The sequence below is a fragment of the Williamsia sp. z34 genome, assembly GCF_059553395.1.
The window spans coordinates 114,241-130,647 of sequence record NZ_JCANWW010000011.1 but is presented as its reverse complement, the minus strand read 5'-3'; the positions used below and the strand labels follow the sequence as shown (position 1 = coordinate 130,647).

The 16,407-nt window shown below is 64.1% G+C and carries 16 protein-coding genes; 6 read left to right on the top strand and 10 right to left on the bottom strand.

All coding sequences use genetic code 11. From position 1 onward, the window contains the following. Positions 1–33 precede the first annotated feature (33 nt). From AC51GT_RS22685 to AC51GT_RS22670, 4 genes are all read left to right on the top strand, one after another. A complete protein-coding gene (locus tag AC51GT_RS22685) occupies positions 34–684 on the top strand; it encodes a TetR/AcrR family transcriptional regulator (RefSeq protein WP_496330237.1) in 651 nt (216 codons plus the stop codon). Further along, the gene (locus tag AC51GT_RS22680) at positions 681–1,160 is read left to right on the top strand and encodes a hypothetical protein (protein WP_496330236.1); all 480 of its coding nucleotides are present in this window, start codon (positions 681–683) and stop codon (positions 1,158–1,160) included. Before AC51GT_RS22685 ends, AC51GT_RS22680 begins: the two co-directional genes overlap by 4 nt. A 64-nt stretch (positions 1,161–1,224) precedes the next feature. Continuing rightward, positions 1,225–2,016: an Rv1363c family protein gene (locus tag AC51GT_RS22675; protein ID WP_496330235.1), complete on the top strand. Its 792-nt coding sequence runs from the start codon at positions 1,225–1,227 to the stop codon at positions 2,014–2,016. Then, on the top strand, positions 2,013–2,624 hold the full coding sequence (locus AC51GT_RS22670; RefSeq protein WP_496330234.1) for an Rv1363c family protein: 612 nt from the start codon (positions 2,013–2,015) through the stop codon (positions 2,622–2,624). The genes AC51GT_RS22675 and AC51GT_RS22670 overlap by 4 nt, the downstream gene beginning before the upstream one ends. 20 nt (positions 2,625–2,644) lie before the next feature. Here AC51GT_RS22670 and AC51GT_RS22665 read toward each other — a convergent pair whose 3' ends face one another. From AC51GT_RS22665 to AC51GT_RS22630, 8 genes are read right to left on the bottom strand one after another with little or no spacing between them, the layout of a single operon-like run. Next, the gene (locus tag AC51GT_RS22665) at positions 2,645–4,030 is read right to left on the bottom strand and encodes an MCE family protein (protein ID WP_496330233.1); all 1,386 of its coding nucleotides are present in this window, start codon (positions 4,028–4,030) and stop codon (positions 2,645–2,647) included. Beyond that, positions 4,027–5,157: an MCE family protein gene (locus AC51GT_RS22660; RefSeq protein WP_496330232.1), complete on the bottom strand. Its 1,131-nt coding sequence runs from the start codon at positions 5,155–5,157 to the stop codon at positions 4,027–4,029. The genes AC51GT_RS22665 and AC51GT_RS22660 overlap by 4 nt, the downstream gene beginning before the upstream one ends. Beyond that, the gene (locus AC51GT_RS22655) at positions 5,154–6,398 is read right to left on the bottom strand and encodes an MCE family protein (RefSeq protein ID WP_496330231.1); all 1,245 of its coding nucleotides are present in this window, start codon (positions 6,396–6,398) and stop codon (positions 5,154–5,156) included. Before AC51GT_RS22655 ends, AC51GT_RS22660 begins: the two co-directional genes overlap by 4 nt. Next, positions 6,395–7,465: an MCE family protein gene (locus tag AC51GT_RS22650; RefSeq protein ID WP_496327318.1), complete on the bottom strand. Its 1,071-nt coding sequence runs from the start codon at positions 7,463–7,465 to the stop codon at positions 6,395–6,397. The genes AC51GT_RS22655 and AC51GT_RS22650 overlap by 4 nt, the downstream gene beginning before the upstream one ends. Position 7,466: 1 nt before the next feature. Further along, positions 7,467–8,492: an MCE family protein gene (locus AC51GT_RS22645; protein ID WP_496327317.1), complete on the bottom strand. Its 1,026-nt coding sequence runs from the start codon at positions 8,490–8,492 to the stop codon at positions 7,467–7,469. Beyond that, complete coding sequence (locus AC51GT_RS22640; protein WP_496330230.1) at positions 8,489–9,649, bottom strand: MCE family protein; 1,161 nt, start codon at positions 9,647–9,649, stop codon at positions 8,489–8,491. Before AC51GT_RS22640 ends, AC51GT_RS22645 begins: the two co-directional genes overlap by 4 nt. Positions 9,650–9,658: 9 nt before the next feature. Further along, the gene (locus AC51GT_RS22635; protein ID WP_496327315.1) at positions 9,659–10,504 is read right to left on the bottom strand and encodes an MlaE family ABC transporter permease; all 846 of its coding nucleotides are present in this window, start codon (positions 10,502–10,504) and stop codon (positions 9,659–9,661) included. 10 nt (positions 10,505–10,514) lie between these two features. Continuing rightward, positions 10,515–11,324, bottom strand: coding sequence for an MlaE family ABC transporter permease (locus AC51GT_RS22630; RefSeq protein WP_496327314.1), 810 nt, complete (start codon positions 11,322–11,324; stop codon positions 10,515–10,517). A gap of 886 nt (positions 11,325–12,210) precedes the next feature. Between AC51GT_RS22630 and AC51GT_RS22625 the strand changes: the two genes are divergently transcribed. Next, entirely contained in the window at positions 12,211–13,572 is a 1,362-nt protein-coding gene (locus AC51GT_RS22625) for an ABC transporter substrate-binding protein (RefSeq protein ID WP_496327365.1), read from the top strand. A 91-nt stretch (positions 13,573–13,663) separates the two neighbouring features. Here AC51GT_RS22625 and AC51GT_RS22620 read toward each other — a convergent pair whose 3' ends face one another. Together AC51GT_RS22620 and AC51GT_RS22615 are read right to left on the bottom strand one after the other, a co-directional pair. Next, a complete protein-coding gene (locus tag AC51GT_RS22620) occupies positions 13,664–14,317 on the bottom strand; it encodes an SDR family oxidoreductase (RefSeq protein WP_496327313.1) in 654 nt (217 codons plus the stop codon). A 213-nt stretch (positions 14,318–14,530) separates the two neighbouring features. Further along, the gene (locus AC51GT_RS22615) at positions 14,531–15,262 is read right to left on the bottom strand and encodes an enoyl-CoA hydratase (protein WP_496330229.1); all 732 of its coding nucleotides are present in this window, start codon (positions 15,260–15,262) and stop codon (positions 14,531–14,533) included. Between the two features lie 25 nt (positions 15,263–15,287). Here AC51GT_RS22615 and AC51GT_RS22610 point away from each other — a divergent pair, with 25 nt between their 5' ends. Continuing rightward, positions 15,288–16,403, top strand: coding sequence for an NAD(P)-binding domain-containing protein (locus AC51GT_RS22610; protein WP_496327311.1), 1,116 nt, complete (start codon positions 15,288–15,290; stop codon positions 16,401–16,403). Positions 16,404–16,407: the final 4 nt, after the last annotated feature.

Below are 16,407 nucleotides of genomic sequence, written 5' to 3'. Positions count from 1 at the left end.
GTGGCACAGTCTGCCAGTGGCACACTATGCCATGTGATCTCCGCCACACCCGGCAGTGCGGAACTGCCCCGGTACCAGCCCCGATCCACCGAGGAACGTGCCGAAAAGACCCGGCGCGCAATCGTTGACGCCGCACTGGCCGCATTCCGAATCCACGGATACGAGGCAACAACCATGGGCGCGATTGCCGCCCTCGCCGGCGTCTCTCCACGCAGTCTGTACCGGCACTACGGGAGCAAGAGCCAACTCTTCGCCGAGACCGTCGCGCTTCGCTCCGAGGACCTGATGACGTACTTCGTCGCCAATCTGGAACGAATGCCGCTGCGGGAGGCGATCCTCGACGCCGCCTGCGGAGCGACCGTCGATGCGAACGAGGAGAACCGTGAGCTCTTGCACATGGCGACCACCGAACGCGAGATGTCCCGTTTTCTCCACGTGACCACCCAGCGGATGATGCCGCCACTGGCCGACATCCTGCGTACCGCCGCCGGGGTCGACGCCGAGAACGCGGAGCCGATCGTGTGGGAGACCCGCGCAGCCGCACTCATCGGCGCGTTGACATGCGGTTTCGGACACTGGGCGGCAACCCCGGATTCGGATGTCCGAGAACAGATTTCCCTGGCGGTCGACACCGTCGTGCCCATTCTGCAGCCCACGTCCGGCACCGAGGAGTCAATCCGATGAGATACCAGCTCAATGTCGTGGCCCGCAGCATCACCGACGTGGTCCAGCACGCCGGAGGACTCGTATACGACCGGGTGATGGCCGGCTGGGACGTCACCGTGATACTCACCGACCGATGCGACACCCGGCCGGTGCAGATCCTCGGTGCAGATGTCGCCGACCTCGAAAAAGCCCTTGCCACCGGCGGTCTGGGCCGCCGTCCGCAGGCTCTTGCCATAGCCGCCGATCTGTTCACGAGCGATGACCGGATTCACGGAGGCGTGGTGAAGGCGCTCGCGGGTGGCAACGTAGAGGTGTCTTTCTGGGGCGATCGGTGGCCGCTCGATTCCGCCTCCGGCTCCGACACCGTTGTCCACCGATTGAGCTTCGCCGCGCAGGCCTTCAAGTCGCACGCGCTGACCGCGGCGGCCCTACCCGGTGACATGGTCGATTACACCGAGGTGTTCCACAGCAGTGCCGGGCAACCGGCCGCATGACCATCCGCCCGAGCCCGATCAACCCGTTCACCACCGAAGAGCCGAGGCCCGCCGGGAGGGCACGATGAGCAAAGCCGATACCACCGATCTGGCAGTTCTGGAAGCCGAAGCACTCGCCGAAGCCGCCGAGGCCAGCGCGGTCGCGGCACGTGCCCGCGCCCGAGCCGCCCGACTACGACGCGAGTCCGAGTCGGAACCCGAGCCCAAGCCCGAGCCCGAGCCGGCCCCGATCGAAACACCGGCCGCGACGGACGATGCCGCCGATGCAACCGGCACGGCCACAGCTGATCCGCCTGATGTCGAGCCGGACGATGATGCCGATGCCGCGCAGAAGCCATCCCGCACGTTACGGTCGCGGCTCCGACTCCGTCGGCCGGGCAAGAGGCTCACCGCAATGGTGCTTGCGGTCGTGGTGATCGTCGCAGCGCTGAGCGTCAGTGGGTATTTCGTCTGGCAACACCGAGAGGTGGCCGACACACAGGATCTCGAAGCCGAGTTCGACGCAGCGGCGCGGCAAGGCGTGGTCACGCTCACCTCGCTGGACTTCAATCAGGCACAGGCCGATGTCCAACGAGTGCTGGACAACTCGACCGGCGCCTTCTTCACCGAATTCCAGACGCGCGCCGATGATTTCACCAGCGTGGTCCAGCAGTCGCAGGTCACCACCAAGGGGCAGGTCAACGCTTCGGCCGTCGAGTCGATGACAGACGATTCGGCGGTGGTGCTGGTGGCAGCGACCTCCGAGGTCACCAATGCCGCCGGCGCCAAGGAAGAATCCCGGGCCTGGCGGCTCAGTGTCACCGTGACCAGAGCCGACGGGGAACTGAAGATGTCGAAAGTCGAGTTCGTCCCATGAACGAATCAAGCAAAACGGTGACCCTGACCAAAGAGCACCCCGGTCCGGACGTCGCCGACCCGGAGAACCAACAGTCGGCGCGCCACTTGCCGTCACGGTTTCGCTCGTTACCGGGTATCGGATCGAGGCCCGGACTCAGTACCGTGGCACTTGTCCTGCTGGTGGTCGCATCGTTGATCACCGCCGCTGCCGCATACTTCTTCCTGTACGCCCCGGACAAGCACTCCGATTCAGGCGCAAAGGAATCCGCGATCGCGGCAGCCGGTTCCGGCACCGTGGCACTGCTGTCGTACTCACCCGACACACTCAGCGATGATCTCGCCACCGCCAAAACCCATCTCACCGGCGAGTTCTTGACCTACTACACCGAGTTCACCGACAAGGTCGTCGCACCGGCAGCCCAGGAGAACTCGGTGGACACCCAGGCCGATGTCGTCCGGTCCGCCGTGTCGGACATCGACAAAGACTCGGCAACGGTCCTGGTGTTCATCAATCAGACCACCACCAGCACCGACAAACCCGATCCGGCATTGACCGCCAGCAGCGTCCGGGTCGCGCTGACCAAAGTCGATGGCACCTGGAAGATCTCGGCTTTCGATCCGGTCTGATCACTTCCGTCCCCGTTGACTCAGCCCTGCGGTAGCAGGCCCTGCCAGGTCGGTCGCGGCGCTGAGTCCGCAAGGTCGGTCTGCTGATACAGCACCCCATCCGGCCCGACATAGGTGCCCGTGGTCGGCGAGTACTGCACGCCCGCCGCAGCGGGCGTGATCCCCTGCGCCTGCAGGTTCGGATCTGGCGGATAGTTGCCCAGCAGCGGCTGGGTGGGAGCCACCGGCACGAATTCCTCGTCGCTGTTGCACAATTCGGCTGTTGCCGCGCGCTTACCAGGTTTGCCGAGACAGGGGATGTTCCGGGCACCCCGCACGGCGATGTCGGAATCCTGCGGCAACTTGCAGTACAGACCCTCGGGTGTGTCGATGGTGGTCGTGTCCGACGGTGGACGCCACTGATCCGGCGGTAAGAAGCCGACCGTGCAGGCCGGTGGATCGGAGATGCCGCTGATCCGGAAGTCACCCAGACCGAGTCCGGACGCGTTGTTCTTGGGTTGTACCGCCTGGATCATCGAGATGGACGGCGGCAGGAGCACCAGCAATTGCTCCAGAGCCGCGTTGTAGGTGACCGCGAGCTGACCCACCGAGGTCAGGTTCGCCAACAAGATCGGCAACGTGAACTCGACCGATTCGAGCAGGCCGGTCACCTCGCCCGAGAAGCCCGGTCCGGACGCCAGAATCGCGCGGATCTGCGGATCGTTGATCCGCAGCTGATCGGTGACACCGGCCAGGGAACGACTCCAGATCTCGATCGCGTCCGCCGACCGCACCTGCGAGGAGAGCAACGGTTCCGCATCCTCGATCAGAGTCCTTGTCGTATCCCCCAATTCACCCAAGTCGCCGGCCAGCTCAGAGGATGTGTCGATGAGCGATTGCAACTCGTAACGCTGTCCCCCGAGCCCCCGGTACAGCTCGTCGGTGAGGCTGTTCAGTTTGTCCTTCGGGATGCTCCCGATGAGGTCGCTGAGCTCGTCGAGCATCGGTCCGACGGGTTGCGGGACCTCGGTCCTGTCGGCGGTGATCACCGATCCGTCATGCAGATACGGCCCCGAATCGGTGTTGGGCCGCAGGTCCACATACTGTTCGCCGATGGCCGACATGCTGCGGACCTGTGCCTGCAGATCCGCGGGGATCCGGACATCGCTGTCGATCGACAGCGAAGCCCGGACACCGTTGTCGGTCAACCCCACCGACACCACCCTGCCGACCTCGGCGCCCCGGTAGGTGACATTCCCGAATCGGTACAGTCCGCCCGCCGCCGGCAGGTCCACGGTCACGACCATCCGGCCCACCCCGAGCTGCGTCTGAATCTGCATGTACGAGAACAGCATCACCACCATCGCGACCGTGGACATGAGCGCGAACGCGACCAGCTGGAAACGGACGAAACCGGAGAGGATCATGATCCGCCTCCGGTGATCGGCGCGCTCAGCGGATCACGAACATGGCGGCCATATCCCGGGTCACCGACCGCGGCCTGGACAACCGCGTTCGGATCTCCCAGCGGGGTACCCAGGAGGAGTTCGCGTTGCAACCGTTCGACCGTGAGGTCGACCGTGGCGTGGAGGTTGATGTAGTCGCCGCGGACGGCGCGATCGATCGTCTTCTGTCCGTACGGGTACACGGTTGCGTAAGCGATGGCCTCGTCCAGTTGTGGACCCACATCGGCCAGGGACCGCAGGGTCGGGGCCAGGTTCTCCAGATCTGTCACCAGATCGTCCTGCACCGCCGTGACCACACCGGTGGTGGTGTCGCTGAACACCCGAAGTTTCTCGAGTGCGGTGGTGATCTGCGGCCGCTGCGACACCAGGACCTCCAGCGCCGGCGGGATCTCCTGCAAGGCGTCGGCGAGGACATCCCGTTGGGTGGCAAATGTTTCGGCGAGACGATTGGCGTTGGTGATCGTTGCCACGATGTTCTCGCGCTGTTGATCGAGCGCGCCGACGAACACCTCGAGCCGGGTGACCAGGTCGCGCACGGCGTCCTCCCGGCCGCTCAACGCGGTGTTGAGCGAGGAGATGATGTTGTCGATCTCCCCGAGACCACCGCCGTTGACGATGGTGGAGACCGACGCGAGCGTCTGCTCTGTGGTCGGATACGTGGCCGTCTCGTCGAGGGGAATCGTGGCGCCCACGGCCAGCTGTCCGGCCGGCGGCACCCCCACCGGCGGGTTCAGTTCAAGGTGATTGGAGCCGAGCAGGCTCGTCTGACCGATGTGCGCCTGTGCGTTCCCCGGGACCACGACGCCCTTCTCGACCCAGACCTCCACGTCCGCATGCCAACCGGCGACGGTCATGTTCCCGATGCTGCCGACCACCACGTCGTCGATCATCACGGGCGAGTTCGACACCAGCGTACTGACATCGGCCATCCGGACGTGGAAGAGCTGGGAGTCGGAACCACGGCCCTCGGTGCCGGGCAACGGCAATGAGTTGACGCCCTGCCAACTGCAACCGGCAACCGTCAACGCCACACACACGACGATCATCAGCAGGTGTGCGCCTCGGCGTCTACGGCGTCCGGGTGTCATGACGGTCGTCTTTCGATCGGCAGGAGCAGGGCATCGAGTGGATTGGTCGCTGCCGCCGGCTTCTTGGGTGTTGTCTTTGCCGGGACCAGGTCCGGTTCGGTGTAGGTGATGTTCTTCGGATCCGCTGTTGGTCCGAGCACGGGATTGAGCGGGAACGGCAGGTAATTGAATGCCAGGAGCGGCAGGACCGGTCCCAGGTACTCACGGCATTTCTCCGCGCCCTCCTCGGAGGTCAGGTTCTCCACCGCCGCGACACCCGAGCAGATGAACTGGATGGGATTGGAGAAATTGTTCAACGTGAACACCCCTGCCTCCGTGCCGGTGTCGGGGTTGTAGATGTTGTAGAAGTTGGCCATGCTCGTCGGGAACACGTGCAACAACTGCTCGATGTCCGCCCGATGATCAACCAGGTTCTGCGTCACGTTCACCAGCCGCTGCACCTGTTCGGTCGCCTTGCTGCTGTTCGATGCCACGAACCGCTGGACTTCGACCACCGCAACCGAGAGATCGGTCAGTGCCGCATCGAGATCGCTCCGGCTCTCGTCGAGCACACTCGACAGCGTCGCCAGACGGTTCTCGAACCGCACGATCTGCTCGTCGCTGTCACTCAGCGTGGTCACAAATGTCTGCAGGTTGCCGATGATGTCGACGATGTCGCCGCTCCCATCGGCCAGGATCCGTCCCACTCCCGACAGTTGATCCACGGTCTGTCGGAGTTTGTCACCGTTGCCGTCCATCGCGTCGGCGGTGCTGTCGATGAACCGGCCGACCGTACTGCCGGAGACGTCGCCGGCGGGCCCCAGATCTGTTGCCAGTCGCGTCAATTGGGTCTTGATCTCGTCCCACTCGATCGGCACACCCGTCCGTTGCAGTGGGATGACGCCATCGTCGGGCATGACCGGCCCCTCGGTCCGATAGGCCGGGGTGAGCGCGACAACCCGGTCGGCCACCAGATTCTGGGCGATGATGATCGCCTGCGCGTCGGCCGGGATCTTCACGCCGCGATCGACTTTCATGTCCAGCCGCACCGACGTCCCCTGCGGTGTCAGACCGGTGACCGAACCGACCTTGACCCCGGCGACCTGCACCTCATCACCCTCATAGATGCCGGTTGCGGTGGTGAAGATCGCGCTGATCGATCTCGGCCCGAACGTCTTCTGGTAGACGAACACGCTGCCCGCGAGCACCACCGCCAACAGCACCACGGCGACCACTGCCCGGGCGATTCGGGTACGGGTCATCGGCCCGGCTCCACCGGAGTCCGAGCCGAGCCACCGACGGGGATCTGTCCACCCGGGATCGGGAAGGGAACACCCGGTTCGATTCCGAACGCCTTGTTGATGAACGGCTGAATCATGTGGCCGTCGATGAGGTTCGCGACGAAGGCGTTGTAGAAGGGACCGCTGGAGACCGCTTCGCCCTGGGTCAGCGACACCTTCGCCAGACCCGGCAACGCCTGCCCGATGTTGTCCCGATTCTTCTCGAGCAACGCTGCGACGGAGTTCAATCGGTCCAGGGTCGGCGCCAACTGTGCCTCGTTGTCGGCAACCAATCCGGACAATTGTTGTGCCACCGCAGAGGTGTTGGCCAGCAGGTCCACGATCTCCTGGCGCCGGTCCACCAGAACTCCCAGCAGCGCATCGGCATTGAGGATCAGCGAGTTGAGTTCGTCGCTGCGCTCGGCCAGGATCGTGGTGACCTCCCCGGTACTGCTCAGCAGGTCACGCAACGAATCATTGCGGCTGTTGATCGATCGCGACAGGTCGCTCAATCCCTCGAACGTCGGACCCAGGTGCGGCGCAACCTGATCGATGGTCGACGACAACGTGTCCAGGGATTGGTTCAAGGCATCGGTGTCGATCGAGGTGACGTTGGTTGTCAGATCCCCCAGCGCATCGTTCAGCGAATACGGCGACGACGTCCGGGACCGTGGGATGACATCCGAGGGCTGCAGGACTCCGTCACCGGCGCTGTCCAGGGTCAGCATCCGCCGGCCCAGCAACGACCCCGTCTTGATCTGCGCGGTGCTCTGGGTCCCGAGACGGACACCGTCGTCCACCCAGAACTCGACCCGGACGTCACCGTTGTCCAGTGAGACCTCGGAGACCGTACCGACTTTCACGCCCGAGAGCACCACGTCGGCCCCCGACCGCAGACCACCGGCCTCTTCGAACAGTGCCTGGTACGGCAAGGAGGTGAACCAGGTGATGTATTTCTGCCCCTGCAGGCCCACGGCCACGAACAGGCAGATCAGGACCACGCCGATGAAACCGTGTCGGGCAAGACGACCACCGCGATATTTCAGCATGTCAGGGCGAGCACCTCCCGGATGTCTGCTCGATCCACGGCAGCACCACGACCTCGCCCGACGAATCGGTCACGCGCACCGTGATCGCACAGATGAAGTACTGGATGAAGTTGCCGTATGTCCCGGTCCGCACCAGCTTCCGAAAGTTCTCCGGTGCCTTCTGCAGTGCCGTGTCGAGACGGCCTTTGTCGTCGTCGATCAGTGGCGCAAGCCTGGCGAGTTCGTCGACCGAGGTGGCCAACGGGCGGCGCGCCTGCGTGAGCAGGTCGGACACCGCTGCGGTGCCGGTCTCGAGTGCCGTGATGGCGGAACCGATCGGATCCCGTTGCTGCGCCAACTCTGCCACCAGCGTGTCCAGGCGCTCGACCGCGGCCGAGAACTCGGGGCCGCTGCGGGCCAACGTACCCATCACCGTGTTGAGGTTGTCGATCAGATCCTCGATCACCACCCCGTCGTCCGCCAGTGTCGAGACAAACGAGGACGTCTTGGCGAACAGTGATCCGACCGTCCCCTCCTGGCCCTGCATGATCTCGAGCAGCGACGACGTCAGACTGTTGACCTCCTGGGGACGCAGACCATCGATGACCGGCTTCAAGCCGCCGAGCAGAACATCGAGATCGAGTGCCGGCGCCGTCTGTTCCTCGGGAATCTGACCACCAGGCGCCAGCATTCGGGTCGACCCGGCTTCGTCGGAAAGATCGAGGTAGCGGTCCCCGACGAGGTTGAGGTACTTGACCCTGGCGTGTGTGCCGGCGGTCAGATGCACGTTCCGGTCGGCATTGAAGGTGACCTTCACGTGGTGGTCATCCTGCAGGGATACCGATTCCACCGTTCCCACCCGGACCCCGGCGACCCGGACGGTGTCGCCGGGCCCGAGCTCCGAAGCATTCTCGAAGCGTGCCGAATAGCTGTTGACCGAACCGGTCCGGAAATCGCCGAACACCACCACGAGAAATGCCGACAACACGATCATGACAATTGCGAAGATCCCGAACTTCACCGCTTGCGGGTTCCGGAGCACACTCATCTCGTCCGGCCGTCCATGATCGGACCGAACAATGCGCGCTGCAGGCTCTCGACGTTGACCTCGAGGCCACGACGGTCGGCCGCAAAGGGATTCGCGCCGACGTCGGCGACCACGAACGGGGGCTTCTCCTGATAGCCGACCGGCAGCACCTGGCACTGTGGTCCGCCCGACGCCGCGATTTTGGGCAGATTGTTCGGGTACTTGTACGGCTCGGTGCCCCACAGGAAGTTCGCGGACAGGCCGAGCCCGGGTACATCGACGGGCTGCGAATCGGCGAGGTACGCCATCCCGTCGAGCGAACACGTCAGGGACTCGTTGTATTCGTCGGTCAGCGCCAGGGTCGGGACGAGGACCGCCAGCGTCGAATCGAGCAACGGACCGGTGGTGCGCAATACCCGGTCCCCCACGTCCGCCAGCCCGATCACACTGGCCAGGAAAGCATCCAGGTTCTGCTGCTCATCGACGATCGACCGACTCAGACCGGTCGCGTTGTCGACGGTGGTGACCAACGCCGGAGCGGAGTCGGCGTAGGTCCGCAGAACCTCCGGGGCCATCTCGAGGTCACGCTCGAGCGCCGGCAGTGCCGGTTCGACGGCAGCGAGGAATCGGTCGAAGTCCACCAGCATCTGGCCGACCTGATCGCCGCGTCCACTCAGCGCCGTGGAGATCGCACCCAGGGTTTCGTTCAGCTTGTCGGGCTCGATCTGGGACAGCACGGACGTCAGTTGTTCGAAGACGGTGTTGAGTTCTACTGTGACCCTGCGGGAATCGAGGACCTGACCGGCGTACATCGGTGTCGCCGAAGGGTTCTGCGGGGGCAGGAGCTCGACGAACTTCGCCCCGAACACTGTCGATGATGCGATCTCGACCGTAACGTTGTCCGGGATGTCCGGCAGCTGGGAGGGGTTCATCTCGAGTTCGATGGACGCCTGGCCGTCGGGCAGTGTGTCGATCGAACTGACGTGGCCGACCGTGACACCGCGCATCTGCACCTTGGCGTCCGGATACATGACCAGACCGGCACGGGGTGAGAGAACCGTGACGCGAACGGTCTCGGTGAAGCCGCCGCGGAACATCGTCACGGCCACCACCAGGACCACGACCACCAGCAGTACCGAACCCAGACCGACCAAGGGACGAAGCACGTTTGACGACATCCGGTTCGCCTAACCGGACAGGTTGAAGTTGCCGTTGGAGCCGTAGACGGCCAACGAGACGAGCAGGGTGACCGAGACAACCGCGATCAACGACATCCGTACCGCATTGCCGACCGCCACGCCGACCCCGGCCGGGCCGCCACTGGCAAAGAACCCGAAGTACGTGTGGATCAAGAGGATCATCAAGGCCATCAGGAATGCCTGCAGGAACGACCACAGCAGATCGATCGGGTTCAGAAACGTCGAGAAATAGTGCTGGTACAGCCCCGACGATTGTCCGAGGATCACCACCGTGGTGAACCAGCACGCGACAAACGACGCCGTCAGCGCGATCGCGTAGAGCGGTGCCAGCACGATCATCCCGGCGATGATCCGGGTGCCGACCACATACTTCATCGGGTCGATGCCCATGGACTCCAGGGCGTCGATCTCCTCGTTGATCCGCATTGCACCCAATTGTGCTGTGGCACCGGCACCGAAGGTGGCGGCGAGCCCGATTCCGACCACCACCGGCGCAGCGATGCGCACGTTGATGAATGCCGACAGGAAGCCGGTCAGCGCCTCGATCCCGATGTCACCCAGCGAGCTATAGCCCTGGACGGCCAGTGTGCTGCCGGTGGCCAGTGTCAGGAACCCGACGATCACGACGGTCCCGCCGATCACCGCGAGGTTGCCTGCCCCCATGCTGGTCTCGGCGACCAATCGGAGCGTCTCTCGTTTGTATTGCCACGCCGCGCGCGGAGAACCGACCAGTGCCTTCGCATAGAAGATCGTGTGATCTCCGATTCCCCCGAGCGTCTTCACCGGCCGGTTCAGTTCCCGCACCGTCCGGCCGTACATCGTGCTCGGTGTCATGACATCCCCCTCATCCGGCGGTCAGCTGGACGCCGACCGCGGTGACCACGACGTTGACCACGAACAACGCCATGAACGCATACACGACCGTCTCGTTGACCGCATTGCCCACCGCCTTCGCCCCGCCGGAGACGGTCAGCCCGCGGTAGCACGCCACCAGACCTGCGATGAGCCCGAACAGCAGCGCTTTGATCGACGAGATGACGACCTCGTTGATCCCGGTCAGCAACGTGATCCCGGATGCGAAGGCACCGGGATTGACGTTCTGGACGAACACCGAAAAGACGTAGCCCCCAACCACGCCGATGATGCAGACAAGGCTGTTGAGCAACAATGCAACCAGCCCCGAGGCAACCATCCGCGGCGTCACCAGTCGCTGTACCGGATTGATCCCGAGGACTTCCATGGCGTCGATCTCTTCACGGATGGTCCGCGATCCGAGGTCCGCGCACATGGCGGTGGCCCCGGCGCCCGCCACGATCAGGACGGTGACCATCGGGCCGACCTGCGTGATCGCACCGAAGGCCGCGCCGGCACCGCTCAGATCGGCGGCGCCGAGTTCACGCAGCAGAATGTTGAGGGTGAAGCTGACCAGAACCGTGAACGGAATCGCGACAAGCAATGTGGGAACCAGCGATATTCGCGCCACGAACCAGGACTGTTCGAGCATCTCCTTACCCTGAAAGGGTCTGCGGAACAGGAACTTCACCGCATCTGCCGACATCATGAACAGGCCACCGACCGATTCGAACGGACCGGAGAGTCTGGGCCCGCGATACCCCCCGATCCGGCCGGGGCCACTGGGCTGCCACCCGGCCATCAGGATTCCGCACGATCGGCGAAAGCGGCCAAACGACAACCCATTCCCCACCTGATCGACACCATTGGCGACTGCATCCGCTCACCTCATTGTGCGAAGAATCCGATTCGGCCGCAACGTCACTCGGGTTCGATGACATTGCCCGCCGGCTGTTTTGACGTACGCGAGGTCGCAACGGCATCCGTGCACCACCGGAACGCGGACACCGAACACCGTGAACCCCCCAAACCCCGTCCGGCACCCCCGGAGAAGGTGCGGGCGTCACACAAATACCGCCCGGACAGCAGACCGCCTCATCAACCTTGCGGCCCAGTCGATTTCGCCCAGCGGTCGACGATGACCACCAGAGGCATCAACCACCCCTTTCGCACCCTGAAGGCACTCATGCCGGCGGGTTCAGCGGGGGCGTGACACTCTCGCCAACTGCCTGCGAGGCTGAACTTACACGCATAAGTAGATGATGTGAGCAGAATCGTGGAGTTTTTTCCAAATCCCCGGTCGCGGCTCGCGACCACACCTGCCGACGCCGTCCAACCGAATCGGAAAATCGGACACAGCAGCACGGATTACCCAGTGCCCCAACAATAATTCGATCAATCTTCGAATCCCGCATCGACGGGAGGGCGTCCCATATATGCTCCGCAGATCTGCAAGAGCCCAACTCCCGCGTAGGAGAACAGCCCTACCCGGTCGGTCCTTCCGCAGCCGGCGGCACGTCCATCCCGAAGTCGGGGGTAGGAACCATCGGCGCCGGAAGAACGCGGCTCGGGCAGTACGGGTCATCTGGACCTGGCCACACCCTGACACCCGAGCCATCAGGAGATCGGATCGGGGGTCCGTTGGAGGAGGATGTCAGTTGAGAACACATCGCATACTTGTCGTAGCGATGGCGACCGTGCTGCTGGTCGCCGGATGCAGTGATCGCAGCGGAGATGATGGCGGAGACGGCGATGGTGGCGGCGGCGGAACCGCGGGCGCGTCCGGCGATACCGTCTCGTCCGGTTTCGGCGACCTGACGGACGTGTGCCAATCCGGTTCGGCCGCAGGCTCACCCACCCAGGGCGTCACCGACACCGAGATCCAGGTGGGGGTCTTCACCGACCTGGGATTCACCCAGAACCCCGAATTCGTGAACGCGGCGAAGGTCTTCACATCCTGGTGTAACGACCAGGGCGGTATCAACGGTCGCAAGATCGTCGCCAACACCCGAGACGCCAAGTTCATGGAGGCCCGCCAGCAGATGGTGACCGCCTGCAGCGAGGACTTCGTACTGGTCGGTGGCGGTAGCGGCCTGGACGGCCTCGGTGTCAAGGAACGTCTGAACTGTCTGCTGCCGAGCTTCCCGGCGCAGGTTGCGCAGCTCACCTCGGCCGGTTCCGACCTCGAGATCAGTGCCGATCCCAGTCTCACCCCGGGATATGACCCGTATTACGGATTCCGGAGCTGGCTGATCAACGACGCCTATCCGGAATCGAAAGGCGCGATCGGCTTCGTCAACGGTGACTCCCCTGTCACGAAGGTCCTCGGGGCCCAGGCCGTCGAGGCCATGGAGGCCGCCGGTGCAACATTCGTCTACAACGACCTGTACCCGGCGATGGGCGTGTCCGATTGGACCCCGTATGCACAGGCGATCAAGAGCAAGGGCGTCAAGGGCCTGATGTTCTACGGTGACTTCCGGCAGCTGGCCAAGCTCGAAACCGTCTTGACCGGAATGGATTACAAACTGGACTGGATCGACACCAACAACAACGCCTACGGGCCGGAATTCATCGAACTCGCCGGGACGTCGATCGATTTCCAGAACAACTACCTCGATCTCGGTGGCAATCTGCCGCTCAACAGCGACGAACCGGCGATGCAGGATCTGCTGGCGCTGTACGAACAGTACGCGCCGGACGCGAACCTGACGTTGCCGTCCATCCGCGCGATGTCATCGTGGTTGCTGTTCGCCAAGGCCGCGGCGAGCTGTGGCGATGATCTGACCCGCACCTGCATCTACAACACCGCCAAGGCAGAAACCGCATGGACCGGAGGCGGGCTGCACACCGCGCGCAACCTCGCCGAGCCGGTTCCTCCGTCGCCCTGCTTCAACGTCGCCGAAGCCGAGCCCGACGGTTGGATCGCGCCCGATTTCGGACCGGATCAGGGTTCCTACCGCTGCGACATGCCGGTCTACAAGTTCACCGGTGAATACCCGCAGCCGATGACATTGGCAGATGTCGGCAAGAGCATGGACGACGTGCAGTAGCCAGGCCCGAAAAATCCCGGTACGGCAGATTCGGGGGTTGGCGGAAACCACAACCCCCGAATCTCGGCCGTTCAGTCTTGGTTCGTGCCGGTCAGACGCCCTTGACCGCGTCGGCGATCGGAGTCTCGCCGTTGACGAACTCGATCGTCGTACCGACACTCGACGGCGTCTCGAGAACTGCAGCGATGACCGCGGCGACATCGTCGCGGCTGACATCGTCACGCTCGGCGCCACGTTCCTTCGTCGCGATACGCCCGGTGCCGGGCTCGTCGGTCAGCGTGCTCGGGCCGACAATCGTCCACAGCAGTGTGGTCTTGCGCAGGTACTCATCGGCCTGCGCCTTCGACTCCGCGTATGCGAAGAATGGATTATCTTCCGGTACACCATGATCGGGGCCCGCACCGAAGTACGAGACCATCACGAATCGCGGCACATCCACCTTCAGGGCGGCGTCGATACTGCGTATCGCAGCATCGCGATCGACCGCGTACGTGCGCTCGGGACTTCCGCCACCGGCACCGGCGGAGAACACGACGGCGTCGTTACCCTTGATGACCTCGCCGATCTCATCCGTCGTCAGGTTTTCGATATCGGCAATGACCGGTTGTGCACCGGTTGCCCGGATGTCATCGGACTGGTCGGGGTTGCGGATCAACGCACTGACCTCATGGCCTTCGCCGGTCAGGAGTTTCGCCAGCTTCCGCGCGATCTTTCCATGACCTCCGATGATGGCGATCTTTGACATGTGAATCCCTTCGTCGTCGTCGACTCGCACTCTGATGGGCACTTGGTGGTCCAACAAGACCCACCCCGTCGGCATTCCATCGGGGGCGACGACACCGGAAATCAGTCGCCGCCGCCGGCCTGCGAACAGTCGCGGCTGATCTCTTCCAAGACCGTGATGTGGGGGAAATGTCCGACCATGAACATGCCGGCCCGGCCGAACCGATGCAGCTCTTCAGCTACCTGTGAAGATGGGCGGGCGTCTTTCGGCCCGCGCCGCGCGGCCTTCGGCCATGTCGTTGCTCTGCCACGCCAGCACCATCGCCGCGACGTGCTCGGCCGGGGGTTCATCGCGCGCACCGTCGTCGCCCAGGACCAGCTTGTAATGCCGAAGCGTCAGGGGCGCAAGCGTTGCGATCATCGCAGCCCACCGCTGCGCCTCCCCGAGATCACCGATGCGGTTGGCGAATCCGACCACGTGGGCCCGTTCGGCACTCATCGATTCACAACCGAGCAGAATCCCCGCGGCATCCCCGGCACCGACCAGCGAGACCAGGCGCTTGATCGTCCATTCATCCACCGTCACACCGATTTTCGCAGCCGGAACGGCACAGGACGACGACGGTGCCATCACCCGCAGATCCGCGGCGAGCGCCAACTGCAGTCCGGCCCCGAGTGCCGGGCCGTTGAGGGCGGCGATCACCGGCATCGGAATGTCCTCGATCAGCCGCAACGTCGCCAACAGCTTGTCGAGGAACGACTGCTCGTAGACCGGACCGGAGAGATCGGCGCCGGCGCAGAAAACACTGCCCGCACCGGTCAGGATCACAGCCCGCGCACCTGAATCGGCGGCGTCGGTCAATGCTTGCGCCAACGCCTCGACCATTTCGTGGTTCAACGCATTCCGTTGCTGCTCACGCTGCAGTTCGATGGTCAGCACGTCGCCGTCTCGGCTGGTCCCAATCATCAGGTCAGCGTACCGCTACTGTTCGATGGTGACCGCTAACCCCTTCGGCGATTCCACCGAGACCGACGTCCTGGTCATCGGCGGCGGGCAGGCCGGACTGTCCGCCGGCCACTACCTCGGCAAGTTCGGGCTGCTGCCCCGGACACTGATGGTCGATCACTCCCCCGGCCCCGGTGGGGCTTGGCAATTCCGCTGGCCGACACTGACTTTGGCCGGAACGAATGGTGTCCACGACCTACCGGGGCTGGGCCTGTCGGAGGCATTGGGCATGGAGTGCGATCAGTGGCCCGCCTCCACCGCGGTCCGGGACTACTTCGGCCAGTACGAGGAGAAGTTCGGACTGGACATCCACCGGCCGGTCGACGTCCGATCGGTCTCGCGCCAGGATGACCGGTTCCGAGTGTCCACCGCCGACGGACACGACATCATCGCGCGCACCATCATCAATGCGACCGGCACCTGGGACCGGCCCTTCGTCCCGTATGTCCCCGGCATCGAAACGTTCACCGGCACCCAACTGCACACCCACGACTACCAACGCCCCACCGACTTCGCAGGCAAGCGGGTACTGGTGGTGGGAGCCGGCATCTCCGCAGTTCAGCTCCTCATCGAGATCGCCCGTAACGCCGAGGGGGTCCAGACATTCTGGTGCAGCCGCACCGAACCCCGGTTCAGCGACGAACCGTTCTCCCCGGACCGTGGCCGCGAGGCGGTGGCCCGGGTCGAGAAGCGGGTACGGGCCGGGTTGCCACCGGGTTCCGTGGTGTCGGTGACCGGGCTTCCGGTCACCGACTCGATCCGGGCCGCACAGGCCGACGGCATCCTGGACTGGCGGCCGATGTTCACGCGTATCACGCCCGACGGAGTCTGTTGGGACTGCGAGATCGAGGGCGAGGCACGGCAGCATCTGGATGTCGACGTCATCCTCTGGTGTACCGGATTCCGCAGTGCACTCGACCATCTGGCGCCACTGCGACTACGGGCGCCCGGGGGTGGAATCGTCATGACGGGACGTCTGGCAACCGTGGTTGCAGCCTTGCCGCACCTGCAACTACTCGGCTACGGCCCTTCGGCATCGACCATCGGCGCCAACCGGGCCGGACGCGAGGCAGCCCGGGTCGTAAAAGAACTTCTCGGTTGATTCT

What these genes read in the sequence shown, in the direction of transcription:
- AC51GT_RS22635 (WP_496327315.1), bottom strand. Translation starts at nt 10,504, where the DNA reads ATGACACCGAGCACGATGTACGGCCGGACGGTGCGGGAACTGAACCGG.
- AC51GT_RS22645 (WP_496327317.1), bottom strand. Translation starts at nt 8,492, where the DNA reads ATGAGTGTGCTCCGGAACCCGCAAGCGGTGAAGTTCGGGATCTTCGCA.
- AC51GT_RS22615 (WP_496330229.1), bottom strand. Translation starts at nt 15,262, where the DNA reads ATGATTGGGACCAGCCGAGACGGCGACGTGCTGACCATCGAACTGCAG.
- AC51GT_RS22625 (WP_496327365.1), top strand. Translation starts at nt 12,211, where the DNA reads ATGGCGACCGTGCTGCTGGTCGCCGGATGCAGTGATCGCAGCGGAGAT.
- AC51GT_RS22650 (WP_496327318.1), bottom strand. Translation starts at nt 7,465, where the DNA reads ATGCTGAAATATCGCGGTGGTCGTCTTGCCCGACACGGTTTCATCGGC.
- AC51GT_RS22610 (WP_496327311.1), top strand. Translation starts at nt 15,288, where the DNA reads ATGGTGACCGCTAACCCCTTCGGCGATTCCACCGAGACCGACGTCCTG.
- AC51GT_RS22680 (WP_496330236.1), top strand. Translation starts at nt 681, where the DNA reads ATGAGATACCAGCTCAATGTCGTGGCCCGCAGCATCACCGACGTGGTC.
- AC51GT_RS22660 (WP_496330232.1), bottom strand. Translation starts at nt 5,157, where the DNA reads ATGACACCCGGACGCCGTAGACGCCGAGGCGCACACCTGCTGATGATC.
- AC51GT_RS22620 (WP_496327313.1), bottom strand. Translation starts at nt 14,317, where the DNA reads ATGTCAAAGATCGCCATCATCGGAGGTCATGGAAAGATCGCGCGGAAG.
- AC51GT_RS22670 (WP_496330234.1), top strand. Translation starts at nt 2,013, where the DNA reads ATGAACGAATCAAGCAAAACGGTGACCCTGACCAAAGAGCACCCCGGT.
- AC51GT_RS22675 (WP_496330235.1), top strand. Translation starts at nt 1,225, where the DNA reads ATGAGCAAAGCCGATACCACCGATCTGGCAGTTCTGGAAGCCGAAGCA.
- AC51GT_RS22655 (WP_496330231.1), bottom strand. Translation starts at nt 6,398, where the DNA reads ATGACCCGTACCCGAATCGCCCGGGCAGTGGTCGCCGTGGTGCTGTTG.
- AC51GT_RS22640 (WP_496330230.1), bottom strand. Translation starts at nt 9,649, where the DNA reads ATGTCGTCAAACGTGCTTCGTCCCTTGGTCGGTCTGGGTTCGGTACTG.
- AC51GT_RS22630 (WP_496327314.1), bottom strand. Translation starts at nt 11,324, where the DNA reads ATGGCCGGGTGGCAGCCCAGTGGCCCCGGCCGGATCGGGGGGTATCGC.
- AC51GT_RS22665 (WP_496330233.1), bottom strand. Translation starts at nt 4,030, where the DNA reads ATGATCCTCTCCGGTTTCGTCCGTTTCCAGCTGGTCGCGTTCGCGCTC.